Source organism: Amycolatopsis sp. NPDC006125 (assembly GCF_040614195.1).
Taxonomy (GTDB): domain Bacteria; phylum Actinomycetota; class Actinomycetes; order Mycobacteriales; family Pseudonocardiaceae; genus Amycolatopsis_E; species Amycolatopsis_E tucumanensis.
On sequence record NZ_JBEXTZ010000010.1, the window covers coordinates 20,032 to 35,709 of the forward strand.

The 15,678-nt window shown below is 71.9% G+C and carries 15 protein-coding genes; 3 read left to right on the plus strand and 12 right to left on the minus strand.

From position 1 onward, the window contains the following. Positions 1-24: 24 nt before the first annotated feature. The 6 genes from ABZ193_RS07665 to ABZ193_RS07690 all read right to left on the minus strand — a co-directional run bounded on the left by ABZ193_RS07665 (position 25) and on the right by ABZ193_RS07690 (position 4,709). Positions 25-1,002 carry a molybdenum cofactor biosynthesis protein MoaE gene (locus ABZ193_RS07665; protein WP_020416932.1) on the minus strand — a complete coding sequence of 326 codons (978 nt, stop codon included), beginning with the start codon at positions 1,000-1,002 and terminating at the stop codon, positions 25-27. After that, on the minus strand, positions 999-1,469 hold the full coding sequence (moaC, locus tag ABZ193_RS07670; protein WP_020416933.1) for a cyclic pyranopterin monophosphate synthase MoaC: 471 nt from the start codon (positions 1,467-1,469) through the stop codon (positions 999-1,001). Before moaC ends, ABZ193_RS07665 begins: the two co-directional genes overlap by 4 nt. A gap of 784 nt (positions 1,470-2,253) precedes the next feature. Beyond that, on the minus strand, positions 2,254-2,670 hold the full coding sequence (locus tag ABZ193_RS07675) for a VOC family protein (protein ID WP_020416934.1): 417 nt from the start codon (positions 2,668-2,670) through the stop codon (positions 2,254-2,256). 14 nt (positions 2,671-2,684) lie between these two features. Further along, on the minus strand, positions 2,685-3,107 hold the full coding sequence (locus ABZ193_RS07680) for an AraC family transcriptional regulator (RefSeq protein ID WP_020416935.1): 423 nt from the start codon (positions 3,105-3,107) through the stop codon (positions 2,685-2,687). Beyond that, positions 3,107-4,501, minus strand: coding sequence for an NAD-dependent malic enzyme (locus ABZ193_RS07685; protein ID WP_020416936.1), 1,395 nt, complete (start codon positions 4,499-4,501; stop codon positions 3,107-3,109). The genes ABZ193_RS07680 and ABZ193_RS07685 overlap by 1 nt, the downstream gene beginning before the upstream one ends. Positions 4,502-4,520: 19 nt before the next feature. Continuing rightward, the gene (locus ABZ193_RS07690) at positions 4,521-4,709 is read right to left on the minus strand and encodes a hypothetical protein (protein WP_017985268.1); all 189 of its coding nucleotides are present in this window, start codon (positions 4,707-4,709) and stop codon (positions 4,521-4,523) included. 87 nt (positions 4,710-4,796) lie between these two features. Between ABZ193_RS07690 and ABZ193_RS07695 the strand changes: the two genes are divergently transcribed. Then, positions 4,797-7,031: a helicase-associated domain-containing protein gene (locus tag ABZ193_RS07695; protein WP_354709293.1), complete on the plus strand. Its 2,235-nt coding sequence runs from the start codon at positions 4,797-4,799 to the stop codon at positions 7,029-7,031. A 23-nt stretch (positions 7,032-7,054) separates the two neighbouring features. Here the strand turns inward: ABZ193_RS07695 and ABZ193_RS07700 are convergent, their stop codons facing one another. The 6 genes from ABZ193_RS07700 to ABZ193_RS07725 all read right to left on the minus strand — a co-directional run bounded on the left by ABZ193_RS07700 (position 7,055) and on the right by ABZ193_RS07725 (position 13,291). Beyond that, entirely contained in the window at positions 7,055-7,387 is a 333-nt protein-coding gene (locus tag ABZ193_RS07700) for a DUF742 domain-containing protein (protein WP_020416938.1), read from the minus strand. A gap of 638 nt (positions 7,388-8,025) precedes the next feature. Then, complete coding sequence (locus tag ABZ193_RS07705; protein WP_017985271.1) at positions 8,026-8,451, minus strand: roadblock/LC7 domain-containing protein; 426 nt, start codon at positions 8,449-8,451, stop codon at positions 8,026-8,028. Between the two features lie 128 nt (positions 8,452-8,579). Next, positions 8,580-9,188, minus strand: coding sequence for an ATP/GTP-binding protein (locus ABZ193_RS07710; RefSeq protein ID WP_017985272.1), 609 nt, complete (start codon positions 9,186-9,188; stop codon positions 8,580-8,582). After that, a complete protein-coding gene (locus ABZ193_RS07715; protein WP_027933815.1) occupies positions 9,169-9,885 on the minus strand; it encodes a DUF742 domain-containing protein in 717 nt (238 codons plus the stop codon). The genes ABZ193_RS07710 and ABZ193_RS07715 overlap by 20 nt, the downstream gene beginning before the upstream one ends. Before the next feature lie 26 nt (positions 9,886-9,911). Next, entirely contained in the window at positions 9,912-10,364 is a 453-nt protein-coding gene (locus ABZ193_RS07720) for a roadblock/LC7 domain-containing protein (RefSeq protein ID WP_017985274.1), read from the minus strand. Continuing rightward, a complete protein-coding gene (locus ABZ193_RS07725) occupies positions 10,361-13,291 on the minus strand; it encodes a nitrate- and nitrite sensing domain-containing protein (RefSeq protein WP_235716073.1) in 2,931 nt (976 codons plus the stop codon). Before ABZ193_RS07725 ends, ABZ193_RS07720 begins: the two co-directional genes overlap by 4 nt. Before the next feature lie 490 nt (positions 13,292-13,781). Here ABZ193_RS07725 and ABZ193_RS07730 point away from each other — a divergent pair, with 490 nt between their 5' ends. Together ABZ193_RS07730 and ABZ193_RS07735 are read left to right on the plus strand one after the other, a co-directional pair. Further along, on the plus strand, positions 13,782-14,711 hold the full coding sequence (locus ABZ193_RS07730) for a glutamate ABC transporter substrate-binding protein (protein ID WP_237336489.1): 930 nt from the start codon (positions 13,782-13,784) through the stop codon (positions 14,709-14,711). Continuing rightward, entirely contained in the window at positions 14,708-15,352 is a 645-nt protein-coding gene (locus ABZ193_RS07735) for an amino acid ABC transporter permease (protein ID WP_027933812.1), read from the plus strand. The genes ABZ193_RS07730 and ABZ193_RS07735 overlap by 4 nt, the downstream gene beginning before the upstream one ends. Positions 15,353-15,678: the final 326 nt, after the last annotated feature.

Sequence of the window (15,678 nt, forward strand, 5' to 3'; positions counted from 1 at the left end):
CGGGTTCCACCCGCGCCGCAGGCGTCAGGGCGAGTTGACCCACTCGTCCGTGCCATCGGTGAAGTGCTGGTGCTTCCACACCGGCAACTGGGCCTTCACCTCGTCGACCAGTTCGGCGCAGGTGGCGAAGGCCTCGGCCCGGTGGTCGGCGGACACAGCGCAAGCGAGCGCCACGTCCCCGATCTCCAGGGCTCCGATCCGGTGGCTGACGGCGATCGTCCGCACTCCACTGCGGCGGCCGGCGACCTGAGCGACCACGCGGGCGAGCACATCGCCCGCGCTCGGGTGTCCCTCGTAGAACAGGGACTTCACGCCCTTGCCGCCATCGTGGTCGCGGACGACGCCACCGAAGGTCACCACCGCTCCGGCGGACTGGTCGTCCACGAGGGCCGCGTGCTCCTCGACGGACAACGGCTGATCGGTCACCTCGGCCCGCGCGATGTGCGCGGTCGCCTGGGTGACCGTCGGCGTTTCCGGGGTCTTCGCGGCGGGCGTTTCGGCTGTTTCGGCGGCCGGGCGTGGGTGGTCGCCGCCCGCGAGCTGGTCGACGGCGTGCGTGAGCACCCCGTCGAGCACGCCGAGCCCGTCCTTCACCCCGCCGCGTGAACCGGGCAGGTTCACGACCAGGGTCCGGCCGGCGACACCGGCCACGCCGCGGGACAGCACCGCGGTCGGCACCTTGGGCAGTCCGGCGGACCGGATCGCCTCCGCGAGGCCCGGCAGCTGGTGGTCCAGCAGCGGCGCCGTGACGTCCGGCGTGCGGTCGGTGGGCGAGATCCCGGTGCCGCCGGTCGTGATGACCACGTGCACGTCGTCGTGGAGCGCCTCACGCAGCGCCTGGGCGACCGGGTCGCCGTCGGGCACCACCCGCGGTTCCGGCACGTCGAACCCGCGCTCAGCGAGCCAGGCGACGATCACCGGCCCCGTGTGGTCGGCGTAGACCCCCGCCGAAGCCCGATTCGACGCGACGATCACCCGCGCGGTGCGCTTGTCGTTGCTCATGGCCGCTCCCACACGCCGGACTTGCCGCCGAGCTTGCGCTCCAAACGGACCCCGTCCAAGGTGGCTGCGGGGTCGACGGCCTTGATCATGTCGTGCACGGTGAGCCCCGCCACGGCGACGGCGGTGAGCGCCTCCATCTCGACCCCGGTGCGATCGGTGGTCTTGACGGTCGCCGTGATGCGCACTTCGGCGGGCCCGAGGTCGAACTCGACCTTGACGCCGGACAGGGCGATCTGGTGGCAGAGCGGGATCAGGTCCGGCACCTTCTTGGCGCCCATGATCCCGGCGATGCGCGCGGTCGCGAGGGCGTCGCCCTTGGGCAGCCCGTCCCGCGACAACAGGTCGATCACCTCGGCGGTGGTGTGCACAACCCCCGTGGCGACGGCCGTCCGAGCGGTGGCCTGCTTGCCGGAGACGTCGACCATCCGGGCAGCGCCCTTCTCGTCGACGTGGCTCAGTTCACTCACGAGACAAGGCTAAACGCCGAGCCCCACCTGCCGAGTGAAGGGGCATCCGAGCCGCGACCGTCCGGCCCGCACGTGGCAGGACCGGACGGGCGTCCCGCTGGCCCAGTGCGCCACCCGCACGGCCCCGCGAACCGCCCCCGGACGGGGGTCCGAGCAGCCCAGGGGGCCGGCGGCACCGCGCCAGGCGCCGCGGGGGCATGGCCAGCGGCACGTCTGTCCGGTCTGTTTCGATGGCGGGCGTCCCACCAGCCCCGCCGCACCACCCCGGTCCACCCACCGCCACCCGGCCAAACCGGGCAACCGCCACCGGCCACCGCACACCACCTCACCGGGCCAGGCCGGGCGCCGTCCCCCACCGGCCACCCCACACAACCTCACCCGACCAGGCCGGGCGACCGTCCCGCACCCGCCACCGCACACAACCTCACCCGACCAGGCCGGGCGCCGTCCCGCACCCGCCACCCCACACCACCTCACCCGACCAGGCCGGACGGCCGTCCGCCCACCGGCCACCGCACACCACCTCACCCGGCCAAGCCGGGCGACCATCCCGCCGCCCTGCCACCCCACACCACCTGACCCGGCCAGGCGGGGCGGCCGTCCACCCACCGGCCACCCCACACAACCTCACCAGGCCAGGCCGGGCGACCATCCCGCCGCCCGACCCGCCACACCACCTCACCCGGCCAAGCCGGGCCGCCGTCCGCCCACCGGCCACCCCACACCCCCCACCCGGCCAGGCCGGGCGACCATCCCGCCGCCCGGCCCGCCCCCTGCGCCGCCGTCAGGCCGGCTGCGTGGGCTGGTTGATGCGGATCGCGTTGCCGAAGGGGTCCCGCAGGCCGCAGTCGATGCCGTACGGGCGCTCCGTCGGCTCCTGCGTGAACTCCACGCCCTTCGCCAGCAGCTCCTCGTACGTCTTGCGGCAGTCGTCCGTCGTCAGGCCGATCCAGCCGCCCGTCGCGCCCTTCGCGAGCAGCTCGCGCACCTGCTCGGCGGTCGCCTCGTCCATCGCGGGCGGGCCGGGCTTCTCCAGGAGGATCTCGCGGCCGGGCTCGCCGGGCACGCACACCGTCAGCCACCGCATGAAGCCGAGGTCCTGGTCGACCTTGACCTCCAGCCCGAGCTTCCCCACGTAGAAGTCGAGCGCCTCGTCCTGGTCGGTCACGAATATCTGGGAGAGAGTGATCGCGTTGAACATGTCCGCAACGCTAATCAGCGGGCCCCGCCCCTGGCTTCTCCGAAACTGCTCGGCCTCGTCCAGGCCATCGCGAAGCACGTGGGCGCCGCCACCGTCCCGGCGCCTGCTGCCCGGTACTCCGACGGCGACTGCCCCACGATCTCGCGGAAAGTGCGGCTGAACGTGCCCAGGCTGGTGAACCCCACGGCGAGGCAGATGTCGGTGATGCTGCGATCGCTCTCCCGCAGCATGAACATCGACCGCTCGACCCGCCTCCGCTGCAGGTACCGGTGCGGCGTCTCCCCGAAGGTGGCCCGGAAAGTGCGGATGAAGTGCGCCTCCGAGACGTGCACCATCCGGGCCAGGGCCGCGACGTCGAGGGGCTGCGCGTAAGCGCGGTCCATCGCGTCGCGGGCCCGCAGCATCCGCCGGTTCGACTCCTCGACGGCGCGGCTCATCAGCTCGTGGCGCCGGACTTCCGCGCCGCCGCCTTGACCGCCTCCGCGACGGCCGGGGCCACCGCCGAGTCGAACACGCTCGGCACGATGTAGGAGGCGTTGAGCCGGTCGTCGACCACGTCGGCGATCGCGTTCGCGGCGGCGAGCAGCATCTCGTCGGTGATCTCGTGCGCCTGGGCGTCCAGCAGACCGCGGAACACGCCGGGGAACGCGAGCACGTTGTTGATCTGGTTCGGGTAGTCGCTGCGCCCGGTGGCCACGACCGCGGCGTGCTTCTGCGCCTCGAGCGGGTCGATCTCCGGGTCCGGGTTGGCCAGCGCGAACACCACCGCGTCCGGCGCCATCGTCGCGACCTGCTCGGCCCCGAACAGGTTCGGCGCGGACACGCCGATGAACACGTCGGCGCCGACGAGCGCGTCGTGCAGCGTGCCGGACACGTTGTCCTTGTTCGTGTTCTCGGCCAGCCACCGCAGGTTGTCGTCCAAATCGGACCGGCCGAGGTGGACGATGCCGTTGATGTCGGCGGCGATGATGTCGCCCGGCTTCTTGTGCATGAGCAGCCGCATGATCGCCGAGCCCGCCGCGCCGGCGCCGCTCACCACGATCTTGCAGTCCTCGATCTCCTTGCCGACCACGCGCAGCGCGTTGCGCAGCGCGGCGACGACGACGATGGCGGTGCCGTGCTGGTCGTCGTGGAACACCGGGATGTCGAGCTGCTCGCGCAGCCGCTTCTCGATCTCGAAGCAGCGCGGCGCGGCGATGTCCTCGAGGTTGATGCCCGCGTACACCGGCGCGAGCGCCTTGACGATCTTGATGATCTCCTCGGTGTCCTGGGTGTCCAGGCACACCGGCCACGCATCGACGTCGGCGAACTTCTTGAACAGCGCCGCCTTGCCCTCCATCACCGGCAGGGCCGCGGCCGGGCCGATGTTGCCGAGGCCGAGGACGGCCGAACCGTCGGTGACGACCGCGACCGTGTTGCGCTTGATCGTCAGGCGCCGCGCGTCGGCCGGGTTGGCCGCGATCGCCTGGCACACCCGCGCCACGCCCGGCGTGTACGCGCGGGAGAGGTCGTCACGGTTGCGGAGCTGGACCTTCGGCGACACCGACAGCTTGCCGCCGAGGTGCATGAGGAAGGTGCGGTCGGAGACCTTGCGCACCCGCACGCCGGGCAGCGCGTCGAGGGCCTCGGTGACGACCTCGACGTGGTCGGCGTTGGAGACGTTCGCCGTGATGTCGACGACGATCGCGTCGGAGTGGGACTCGACGACGTCGAACGCGGTGAGCACGCCGCCGACCCGGCCCACCGCCGAGGTGAGGTCGCCCGCGGCGCTCGCCGACGGCGGCGCCTCGACACGAACGGTGATCGAATACCCGGGGCCGGGAACCGGCACGGCAGTAACCCCCTGCTGTCTACTTGTTGATCTCGGTCTCGGGGTGCACGTACGGCACGGTCTCGAGGGGGAACGTCACGTTCCCGAACGGCGACAGCGCGCCCTGGCGGTCCGCCGAGAGCTCGGTGACCGGGTGCTCGCCGTCCGGCAGATGCGGCCAGGTGGGGTCGATACGACCGCTCTTCTTGTCCTTGTCGCCCTTCGCCACTTCATCCTCCAGTGCTCGGCACCTACGGTCCCCAGTTTGCCTCACAGCCGCCCGAACCCGATGGTCAGGGCGGGTATCCTCGATGTGATGCCCGCGACCTCCCTTGCGGACTGGCTGCGGTCCGCGTCCGACGACGAGCTGGGCGCGCTCCTGCAGGCCAGGCGCGACCTGGCGACCCCGCCACCGTCCGACAGCACAGTGCTGGCCACCCGCGCCGGCACGGCCGGATCGGTCGCCAGGGCGATGGAGGACCTGGACACCTTCACCCTTTCCGTGCTCGACGCGCTGCTGGTCGCCGACGCGGACACCGAAGCCGTCCCGCTCGCCGCGATCAGCGAGCTGGTCGGCGCGGACGTCCGGCCCGCCGTGGACCGGCTGCGGTCGCGGGTGCTGGCCTGGGGCGACGACGACGCGGTCCGCGTCGTCCCCGCGGCGCGCGAGCTGGCCGGGCCGTTCCCGGCCGGGCTCGGCGCGTCGGCACCCGGGCTGGACGTCGAGTCCGCGCTCGCCGAGGTCGGTGACGACGAACGCGGCCTGCTCGGCGCCCTCGCCGCCGGCCCGCCCATCGGGCGTACCCGGGACGCGGCGGCCGAACCGTCGCTGGACGCGGGGGCGAAGCCGGTGCAGAAGCTGCTCGCCCGCGGGCTGCTGCTGCGCCGCGACGACGAGACGGTCGAACTGCCCCGCGAGGTGGCGATCGCCCTGCGCGGCGGCCGGATCTGCTCGCCGAAGGCGCTGCGCGAGCCGGAGCTGCCGACGCGCCCGCACCAGCAGTCCACAGTGGATGAGACGGCCGCCGGTGAGGCGATGGAGTTCCTGCGGCAGACCGAATCGCTGCTGACGCAGTGGTCGGAGCAGCCGCCGCCGGTGCTGAAGTCCGGTGGTCTCGGGGTGCGGGAGCTGCGGAAGCTGGCGCGCGAACTGGACACCGACGACACCCGCGCCACTCTGCTGGCCGAGCTGGCGGCGGCGGCCGGGCTGGTCGCGGACAGCCAGAGCACCAGCCCGGAGTGGGTGCCGACGACACTGGCGGACTCGTGGCTGGCGTCCGAGCCGGCGCAGCGGTGGGTCATCCTCGCCGAGGCGTGGCTGGACCTGCCGCGGCTGCCCGCGCTGGCCGGTCAGCGCGACGTGAAGGACAAGCCGATCGTGCCGCTGTCCGACGAGCTGCGGCGGCCGCTGGCGCCGTCGGTGCGGCGGCGGGTGCTGAGCACGCTGGCCGAGCTGCCGCGTGGCGCGGGTGTGCTGGGCGCGGACGACCTGGTGGAGCTGCTCGCGTGGCGGGCGCCGCGGCGTGGCGGGCGGTTGCGGGACGAGGCGGTGCGGTGGACGTTCGCCGAGGCGTCCGCGCTGGGCGTGATCGCGCTCGGGGCGCTGACGACGGCGGGCGGGGCGTTGCTCGCGGGTGATCGCTCGGGCGCGCTGAACGCGGTGTACGACGCGATGCCCAAGCCGATCGGGTACGTGCTGGTGCAGGCCGATCTGACGGTGGTCGCGCCGGGGCCGCTGGAGATGGACCTGGCGACGGAGATCGCCGCGGTGGCCGACGTCGAGTCCGCCGGGCACGCGACGGTCTACCGGATCACGGAGGCGTCGGTGCGGCGGGCGCTGGACACCGGCCGGACCGCCGACGAGCTGCACGAGCTGTTCCGGAAACGGTCGGCCACCGAGGTGCCGCAGTCGTTGACGTACTTGATCGACGACGTGGCGCGGCGGCACGGCAGGCTGCGCGGCGGGGCGGCCGGGTCGTTCCTGCGGTGCGACGACGAGGTGCTGCTCGCGGAGGTGATGGGCAACTCCGTGTCGGGCGATTACGAGCTGCGCCGGATCGCGCCGACGGTGCTGGTCAGCCCGTACCCGCTGGCCGAGGTGCTGGACGGGCTGCGGACGGCCGGTTTCGCGCCGGCGGCCGAGGGCCCCGACGGGCGGGTGGTGGATCTGCGCCCGTCCGGCAGGAGGATCCCCGCGCGCCCCCGCACGGCGCGGCGGGTGGTGCCCGAACCGACCGGGTTGACCGGCGAGCAGGCCGCGTCGGTGGTCACGCACATCCGGGCAGGCGACCGAGCCGCGGCGAGCCGCAAGGGCACGGCGGTGCGCCTCCCGGGCGGCGGCGGAGGGTCCGACACGGCGGCGACGATGGCCCTGCTGGCCCGGGCGCACCGCGAGCAGCGGGAGGTCTGGATCGGCTTCGTGGACGCCCACGGAACGGCCAGCCAGCGAATCGTGACGCCGACCCACGTGGGCGGCGGAGTCCTGATCGGCCGGGATGATGAGCGGTATCCGCTGCACCGCATCACGTCGGCCGCCCTGGTGGACGACTGAGCCTTCTTTGGGGCGTCTGCGGCTCAGAGGCGTCGCAGGCCCTGGAGCACTCGGTCCATGAACTCGCGCGAGGAGCGGTCCCCGAAGGACAGTCCGGACTGGTGGATCAGCACCATCCCGGCCGCATCCAAATCGCTGACCAGCACCTTCACCACGTTGAGCGGCAGGTCGAGGTAGGCGGCGATCTCCGCGATCGAGCGGGCCTCCGAGCACAGCGCGCAGATCCGCCGGTGCTGCACGCCCGTCACGGCCTGCGGCACGCGCCCGCGCTCGGTGGTCGAGACCAGCGCCTCCAGCGCCAGCTCGTAGTCCGGCCGGGTACGGCCTCCCGTGCGGGCGTACGGGCGCATCATCATCCGCGTCCGTACCGACGGTTCCGAGCCCCGCGTCTGCGCGGGCGGCACTCCAGCCCCGCGGGCGTCGACAGCAGTCCGAACGCCGAGCGCGGCACCGGCACCGGCCGTCGGCCAGCCGGCCTCCAGACCAGTCCGGGCGGCAGCGTCCAGATCGGCGCCGGAGGGCCAGTCGGCGTCGGGACCGGCCTGCCAGCCTGCACCGGCGTCCAGACCCGCGTCCCGGCTGCCACCAGCCTCAAAACCTGCGTGCCGGCCGCCCACGTCACGACCCGCGTGCCGGCCACCAGCCTCAACGCCCGCGTGCCGACCAGCGCCCGCGCCACTCAGCGATCCAGCACCCGCCCCACGAAGCGACCCAGCACCCGCGCCGCTCAGCGAAGCGCCTCCAGCCCGCCCGCCAGCACCGGCCCGCGACACGGCATCCGCATCAGACACGGTTGGCCAGCCGCCAGTCGTCCGGGAAGCGGCTCGTCCAACGCCGGGCGACGGCCGCACCGGCGTGCGCACCGGCAGCACCACCGGCTTCTTTGTCAGCACGAACCGCGCCGGTGAGTCGATCCCCTCACGGTCGGTGCCCTGGTGCAGCCGGTCCCACGCATCCACCGCGGGCCGCCCGGCCCCCCGCGAAAGTCCCCGCATCAGCGCACGCCACCCTGGAGCTGGTTGCGCAGCTCCGGCGTCATCTGCATCCCGACGCGGTCGACCAGCAGCGTCATCTCGTACGCCACCGTCCCGATGTCGGAATTGGGCGCGGCCAGCACGGCCAGGCTCGACCCGTCGCTGATCCCCATCAGGAACAGGTACCCGCGCTCCATCTCGACCACCGTCTGGTTCACGAAGCCCGCTTCGAAGCACCGCGCGGCACCGGAGGTCAGGCTCACCAACCCGGACGCGACCGCGGCCAGCTGGTCCGCCCGGTCCTTCGGCAGGCCCTGCGACCCGGCCAGCAACAGACCGTCGGCGGAGACGACCACAGCGTGCGCCGCGCCCGGGACCCGTCGCACGAAGTCGGTGATCAGCCAGCCGAAGCCGAAGCCGCTCGACTGCTGTGCCGATGCCGTCATGTGCCTCCTCACCGGTCGAGCCTGTTCTGCGATTATTCCGACCAGGGTATTGCCGAACCCGGCCCTGTCGACCTGCCGCCCGGGGTGATCTCACATCGATTCACCCTTCCGGCGGCACGGTTACCCGATCACCCCGGTTGTAACGCGCGGTCCCGGTTGATCGCGTGCTCCACGACCGTGATCAGCACCTGCTTGGCCGACTCCTTCTCCCGCGCGTCGCAGGCGATGATCGGCACCGACTCGGAGATCGTCAGCGCGTGGCGGACGTCCTCGATCTGGTGGTGCAGCAGCCGGTCGAAGCAGTTGATCGCCACGATGTAAGGCAGCTTCCGGTTCTCGAAGAAGTCGATCGAGGGGAACGCGTCCGCCAGCCGCCGGGTGTCGACCAGCACGACCGCGCCGATCGCGCCGACCGCGAGGTCGTCCCACATGAACCAGAACCGGTGCTGCCCCGGGGTGCCGAAGACGTACAGCACGAGGTCGTCGCCGAGCGAGAGCCTGCCGAAGTCCATCGCGACCGTCGTCGTCGCCTTGTTGGGCGTGGCGGTCGTGTCGTCCACCGACACGCTGGCCTCGGTCATCACCGCCTCGGTGGTCAGCGGATCGATCTCCGAGACCGCGCCGACCAGGGTCGTCTTGCCCGCACCGAAGCCGCCGGCGACCACGATCTTGGCCGACTGCGTCGGTCCCGTCGCGGCCGACGTGTTCGCGTCGGAGTCAAATTCTCCGAAGCCCACTGAGCACCCTCTCCATGAACTCGATACTGGGACGATCGCCGACGACCGACGTCGTGGAATGGACCAGGACCAGGCCGAGATCGACGGCGTCGCCGATCAGCACCCGCGCGACCCCCAGCGGCATGCGCAGGTACGCCGCCACCTCGGCCACGGAGCGCGTGTCCAGGCACAGTCCGCAGATGGACCGGTGCTCGGGCACCCGCACCCGGTCGAGCATCCGTCCCCGCTCGCTGGTCGAGACGAGTGCTTCGATCGCCAGATCGTAGCTGGGACGTGTCCGCCCGCGCGTCCGGAAGTACGGCCGGACCAGACCGGAGGTCTCCTCCGCCGCCACCGGCGCGGGCACCGGCGGGAAGCTCGGGTGGCTCTCCGCGGCCGGGTTGGGCCGCAGCTCGCCTGCCGGGGCCAGCGGCCCGCCCGAGTCGCCGAACAGGTCCGCCGCCGGACCGGACAGCAACCGGTCGCCGCTGAACTCCGGGTATTCGGTCGCCCCGTAGCCCGGTGGCTCCGGGTCGCTCAGGGTACTGGACCGCTTCTCGCCCGCGGCGGCCCGGCGCAGGCGCCAGGCGCGGTCGACCTTTGCCCGGAACGTGCTCCAGTCCTCGGTCCGCGCCGCCTGAGCCTCGTCCGGCCAGGCGGTTTCGGCGTCGTCGTCCAGCCGTCCCGAGCCCACGCCCGTCGGCTGCCCACCGTCCACTGCAGTCCCTCTCGTGCCCGGCGCGCTCAACCGCGCGCGGCTCCCTGGAGCTGTGCCCGCATCTCGGGCGTCATCTGCTGACCGACCCGATCCACCAGAAGCGTCATTTCGTACACCACGAGGCCGATGTCGCTGTCGGGGGACCCCAGAACCGCGAGGCAGGACCCGTCCGACACCGACATGAGGAACAGGAAGCCGTTGGCCATCTCGACCACCGTCTGAGCCACGGGCCCGCCCTCGAACACCTTCGACGCGCCCCGTGCCAGGCTGGTCAGCCCCGACGCCACCGCGGCCAGCTGGTCCGCGCGGTCCTTCGGCAGCCCCCGGGACGCGGCGAGCAGCAGCCCGTCCGCCGACACCACGACGGCGTGCGCCGCACCGGGCACCCGGTGCACGAAGTCCGTGATCAGCCACGCGAAGCCGTTCCGCGGCGCCTGCGGCGTGGAGCCTCCCGGCTGCAGCGATCCCGCCCGTGTCACTCCTCACTCCTCACTGCCTCGTCCGGCGGGGTGGTTCCCCCGCCACTCACCGGATCACCCTGGTCATAGGGGCCCGGCGTGCTCTCCTGCAGCGCGTGCCGGCCACTCACGTAGCCGCGCTGGAAGCTCGCCATGCGTTCCCGCGCCGCCTCGGCGGAGCGGGCGAGCGCGCCCTGCCCCGGCCTGCCGACGGTCGTGTCGGTGAAGGCGTCGGTCTCGCCCACCGGGATCGAACCGGGGACGAGGTGCGCGTTCGGCACCCGCTTCGGCAGCCCGGCCGGAGTGATCTCCTCCTCCCGCGACTCGAGCAGGGATTGCGCCGCGCGCCAGCCCTCATCGGACACACTGTGCCAAAGATCGGCGCTTTTGTCGTCGGCCTCGGGGGCTTCCTCGGCCGCCGCGGGGGGTTCCTCCTCGAGTTCGCCGCTCACCGAGGCGGGGTCCTCCCCCTCCGCACTGAACCACCTCGACACAACCGACTGGTAGATCGGCAGCCGCTTGGTCGGCACGTCGTCGTCGAAGATGCTCTCGTTCGACGGCGGCTCCTCCGCAGGCTGCTCGGTGACCGGCACGTACTGCGGCTCGCGCTTGGGCAGCGCCAGCGATCCGAAGTGGTTCGGCTGCTCCTCCGGCTGCGGCGGGGTGAGGCCGTTCGGCGACGGCTCCTCGGCACGCGGCTTGCCCCGGCTCAGGTAGGCCGCGTCGGTCGAGCCGGCGACCAGGTCGTCGAGGCTGATCGGCTGGTCGAGGGGCCGCAGCACCCCGGTCTCGGCCTCCTGGGCCGGCTCGCGGCGCGACAGGTTCGACGGGGTGCGCTGGGCCGGGACCGGCGGCAGGTTCGGCGACGAAGTCTCCGCGGGTCGCGGCATCGGCTCCCGCGCGACCGGGCCGAGCAGGTCCGGCGGCACGACGATGCGGGCGATCACGCCGCCGTCGATGTCCTCGTTCTCCCGCAGGCGCACCTCGATGCCCTGCCGCTGGGCCAGTCGCGCGACCACGTACAGGCCCATCCGCCGGGTCACCGACACGTCCAGGTCCGGCGGGTCGGCGAGGCGCCGGTTGGCCTCGGCGATCTGCTCGGGCGACATGCCGACACCGCGGTCGGTGATCTGGATGGCCAGCGCCTTCTTGCGCGTGACCACTGCCCGCACGCTGACCTTCGTCTCCGGCTCGGAGAAGTAGGTGGCGTTGTCCAGCAGCTCGGCGAGCAGGTGCACCAGGTCGTGCACGGACGGGCCGCGCACCGCGACCTCGGGGATCGCGCCGACGTCGACCCGCGCGTACTGCTCGATCTCGGACACCGCGGCGCCGATCACGTCCGCGGCGGAGACCGGCTTGGGCATCGACTTGCTCAAGCCCGCGCCGGAGAGCACCAGCAGGCTCTCGCCGTTGCGGCGCAGCCGGGTCGCCAGGTGGTCCAGCTCGAACAGGCTCGCGAGGTGGTCGGGGTCCTGCTCGTCGGCCTCCAGCAGGTCGATCACCGCGAGCTGGCGCTCCACCAGCCGCTGCGACCGGCGGGAGAGGTTGACGAAGATGCCGTTGACGTTGTCGCGGAGCAGGGCCTGCTCGGCGGCGAGGCGGACGGCCTGGCCGTGCACCACGTCGAAGGACCTGGCGACCTGCCCGATCTCCTCGGTGGTGTGGACCGGCACCGGCTCGATCGCCTTGGCGGCGGCCGCGGCCGGGTCGGCCTCGCGCATGATCCGCTCCACCGCGTCGGGCAGGTGCACCTCGGCGACCTGCAGGGCGGTCGAGCGCAGTGTCCGCAGCGGCCGGATCAGCGAACGCGCCACGACGTACATCAGCGTGAGCACCAGCAGGAGCCCGGCGAGGATGATCGCGACCGTGATCAGCAGGTTCTGCTGCTGCGCGCTGATCAGCCCTTCGGTGTAGGTCCTGGCGTCGTCGAGCAGCCGGTTCTGGACCTGGCTGATCAGGTCGAGCGTCTGCGACGAGGACTGCGCGACCGCGCCCGGGTCGATCGCCAGCGCGAGCGGCGGGTTCGCCTGTGCGCGCAGCAAGGCCAGCTGCTGCAGGGTGAACCGCTGGGAGACCTGCGGGCCGGACAGGGTGGTCGAGTAGTCCAGCTGGGCCTGCGGGGTGGCGACGGCGTTGAACCGGTCGATCGCGGCGACCAGGTTCGACTGCGCCGTGGTGAGGTTCTTCAGCTCGGCCGGGTCGAACCTGCCGCGGATCGCGGCGCTGCGCAGGTAGGAGTTCTGCTGCGCGGAGAACTCCTTGGCGTCGGCGAGGAAGCCGAGCGCCTCGTGCCGGTCCTGCAGGCCCTGGTCGGTGATGTCGGCGTCGAACTCGTCGGCGATCAGCTGCAGCGCGTCGATGACCCCGGTGTAGCCGGCCTGCGCGGCGAGGCTCGGGAAGTCCGCGGCGCCCGCCGAGGAGCGCAGCTGGCTCAGCCCGTCGAGCCGGGCGAGGCCCTGCTGGTAGCGCGCGGACGTGGCGTCGTCGCTGATCGCGGCGACCTCGCTGACCGCGCCGCGCACGGTGTCGGCCGCGTTCTCCGCGGTGCTGATGGCGTCGTCGAGCTCGGCCCGGTCGGCCGGACGGCCGGAGGCGATCCAGGCCGACATCGCGTCCCGCTCGCGCTGCAGCGCGTCGACCTCGGCGGCGACCTTCTGGCTGAGTTCGATGCGTTGTTCGGCGTGCTGGTAGACGGTCATCGTGTCGAAGCTGTCGTACACGCGCAGGCCGGCCAGGGACAGCGCGGCGGCGGTCGGCACGGCGACCACCGCGGCGATCTTGGCGTTGACGCGCCAGTTCGCGAGACCGCGGACCCGACGGCCGCCGTCACCACCGGTCGATGCTCCGATCGCGTTGTCCTGCGCGCCGACGTCGTTACTCTGCGCGACAGGCGACTCCGCCGGGGACACTGCCTTGCGACCGCGCTCCCCGCTCGTGGGCTGGGGCACCGAGGACTTCCTTCCCGGTTCGAGCTGTCCAGTTTCCGCGTTTCCGCGCTCGGGTTCCACGCCATGAGAACCAGGACGTGAATGGTTAACACGGGGCCACCCGATTGGGGGTAGAGGCTATCGGCTGCCGGGATGAAAGGGAAGCCGGGCAGATGCCTCTCACCACGAACTTTAGCGGTCACCCCGGTGACGAATTCTCACCAACTGTCTCAGGAACAGAGCGACTGCACGTCACGCTGCGTGCAGTCGCAGGGCCCTTGTCCAGTGTTACCTATCTCACTATCCGGAAGGCGGGACAGGCCTGTGACACGTTGCGCGGAAACGTCCCACAGTGACCCCCGGAACCTCACAGGGGCTTGACGCGGCCGTTGGAACTGCACGATCCTGCGCCTTACCTCGTGATCTACTGCCACCCGTTCGGGTACCCCTTGCGTCACCGAGAGTAGATAGGGGCGACAGGCTCCACTTCCAGGAGGGATCCGGCCACACCATGACGGCTTCGACACGGCGACGGCGCCTCGCGGTCCTGCTCACGGCGGTCGCGCTCGGCGCGGTGACCGCCTGCACCTCGAGCGGGGGCGCGGTACCGGACAGCGGCGGGAGCGCGGACCAGGAGCAGAGCCTCCTCGATCGCGCGCCGGTGGCGTCCGACGCGGACCTCGCGACCAGCCCGACGGCGCAGGCGATCAAACAGCGCGGGCAGATCCTCATCGGCAGCCAGCTGGACACGCCGCTGCTGTCCCAGCAGAACCCGACGACCGGCCAGACCGAGGGGTTCGACGCGATCCTCGGCCGGTTGCTGGCGAAGTACATCCTGGGTCAGCCGAACGTCAAGATCGTCAATTCCACGTCGCAGATCCGCGAGGCGTTGCTGCAGAACAACACCGTCGACGTGGTTCTGCACACCTATTCGATCACCCCCGCACGCGCGGAGAAGGTGTCCTTCGCCGGTCCGTATTTCGTGTCCGGGCCCGCGATCATGGCGCGCAAGGGCGATTCGAGCGTCACCAAGCCCCAGGACCTGAAGGGCAAGCGGGTGCTGGCGGTGACGAACTCGACCGGCTCGGCCATGGTCCAGCAGTTCGAGCCGGCGCAGGTGATCACGCTGAGCACGAACTCGGAGTGCGTGACGGCACTGGAGCAGGGGCGCGGCGACGCGTACGTGAACGACCTGACGCAGCTGGCCGGGAACGCGCAGACGAACGACAAGGTGCAGATCGTCAGCGGGACCTTCGGGCAGGACCCGTACGGCATCGGCATCCACCACGGCGACGAGACGTTCAAGCGGTTCGTCAACACGTGGCTGGAGAAGATCCAGGCCGCGGGGCTGTGGCAGGAGGCGTACAAGCAGACGCTGGGGTCGGTCATCCCGGGTGACGCGCCTGTTCCGCCCAAGACGGGTTCCGTCCCGGGCTCGTGACCGGGTGGGGCGATCACCTCGGGGAATTCGCCGAGGGCGCGCTGAACACGGTGCTGCTCACCGTGTTCAGCGCTGTTGGCGCCGTGGTGCTCGCGGTGGTCATCACCGCATTCCGGATTTGCCCGGTTCGCCCGCTGCGGGCTTTTGGCACCGGTTACGTCGAGTTGTTCCAGAACATTCCGCTCGCGGTGTGGCTGGTGCTGTTCGTATTCGGCCTGCCGACGGTGGGAATCCGGTTCGAACTGTTCACGACGGCCATCCTCGCGACCGCGTTGTACATGGCTTCGTATTACGCGGAAACACTGCGGGCCGGCGTGAACGGGGTGGAGCGAGGCCAAGCCGAGGCGGCGCGCGCACTGGGGCTCGGCTTCGGACAGTCACTGTCGGCGGTGGTGCTGCCGCAGGCGCTGCGCACGATCATCCAGCCGCTCGGGAACGTCACCATCCAGCTGCTGATGAACACCGCCCTGGCCGCGGCGGTCGGAGTGGTCGAACTGACGGAGGCGACGAACAGGGTCAACCTCGCGCTGGCGGAGCCGCTGCCGCTGTACATCGGCGCGGGGGTTTGCTACGCCGTGCTGGCGCTGGTGATCTCCACGGGGGCCGGCGTGCTGGACCGGAAGCTGGCGATCCCACGGTGAGAGGGGTGGCGACGGCTGCGCTGGGCACGGCGGGCGCGATGGGTGCGCTGGGCACGGCGGGCGCGGCGGCGGTTCGTTTGAAGGACACCGCGCCAATTGGTGGAATCATCAGCGCCACACGACTGACTCAACCGACGCGCGACCGGCCCAGCGCCACACGACCCGCGCAGTCGCACGCTCCGCCGCGCCGCCGTGCCACCCACCCAGGCAGGCTGCACCAGCCGGTCCGCCCAGCCACGTCAGCCGGCCCGCCCATCCTCACCCGTCGCCGCGCCACCAGCCCAGCCACGCCGCACCAGCCGATCCACCCCAGCCACATCAGCGGG

Bases quoted from the DNA above. Each gene is read 5' to 3' on its own strand.
- ABZ193_RS07695 (WP_354709293.1), top strand. From the start codon at position 4,797: ATGCCCGCGACCTCCCTTGCGGACTGGCTGCGGTCCGCGTCCGACGAC.
- ABZ193_RS07705 (WP_017985271.1), bottom strand. From the start codon at position 8,451: ATGACGGCATCGGCACAGCAGTCGAGCGGCTTCGGCTTCGGCTGGCTG.
- ABZ193_RS07730 (WP_237336489.1), top strand. From the start codon at position 13,782: ATGACGGCTTCGACACGGCGACGGCGCCTCGCGGTCCTGCTCACGGCG.
- ABZ193_RS07680 (WP_020416935.1), bottom strand. From the start codon at position 3,107: ATGAGCCGCGCCGTCGAGGAGTCGAACCGGCGGATGCTGCGGGCCCGC.
- ABZ193_RS07665 (WP_020416932.1), bottom strand. From the start codon at position 1,002: ATGAGCAACGACAAGCGCACCGCGCGGGTGATCGTCGCGTCGAATCGG.
- ABZ193_RS07700 (WP_020416938.1), bottom strand. From the start codon at position 7,387: ATGATGATGCGCCCGTACGCCCGCACGGGAGGCCGTACCCGGCCGGAC.
- ABZ193_RS07675 (WP_020416934.1), bottom strand. From the start codon at position 2,670: ATGTTCAACGCGATCACTCTCTCCCAGATATTCGTGACCGACCAGGAC.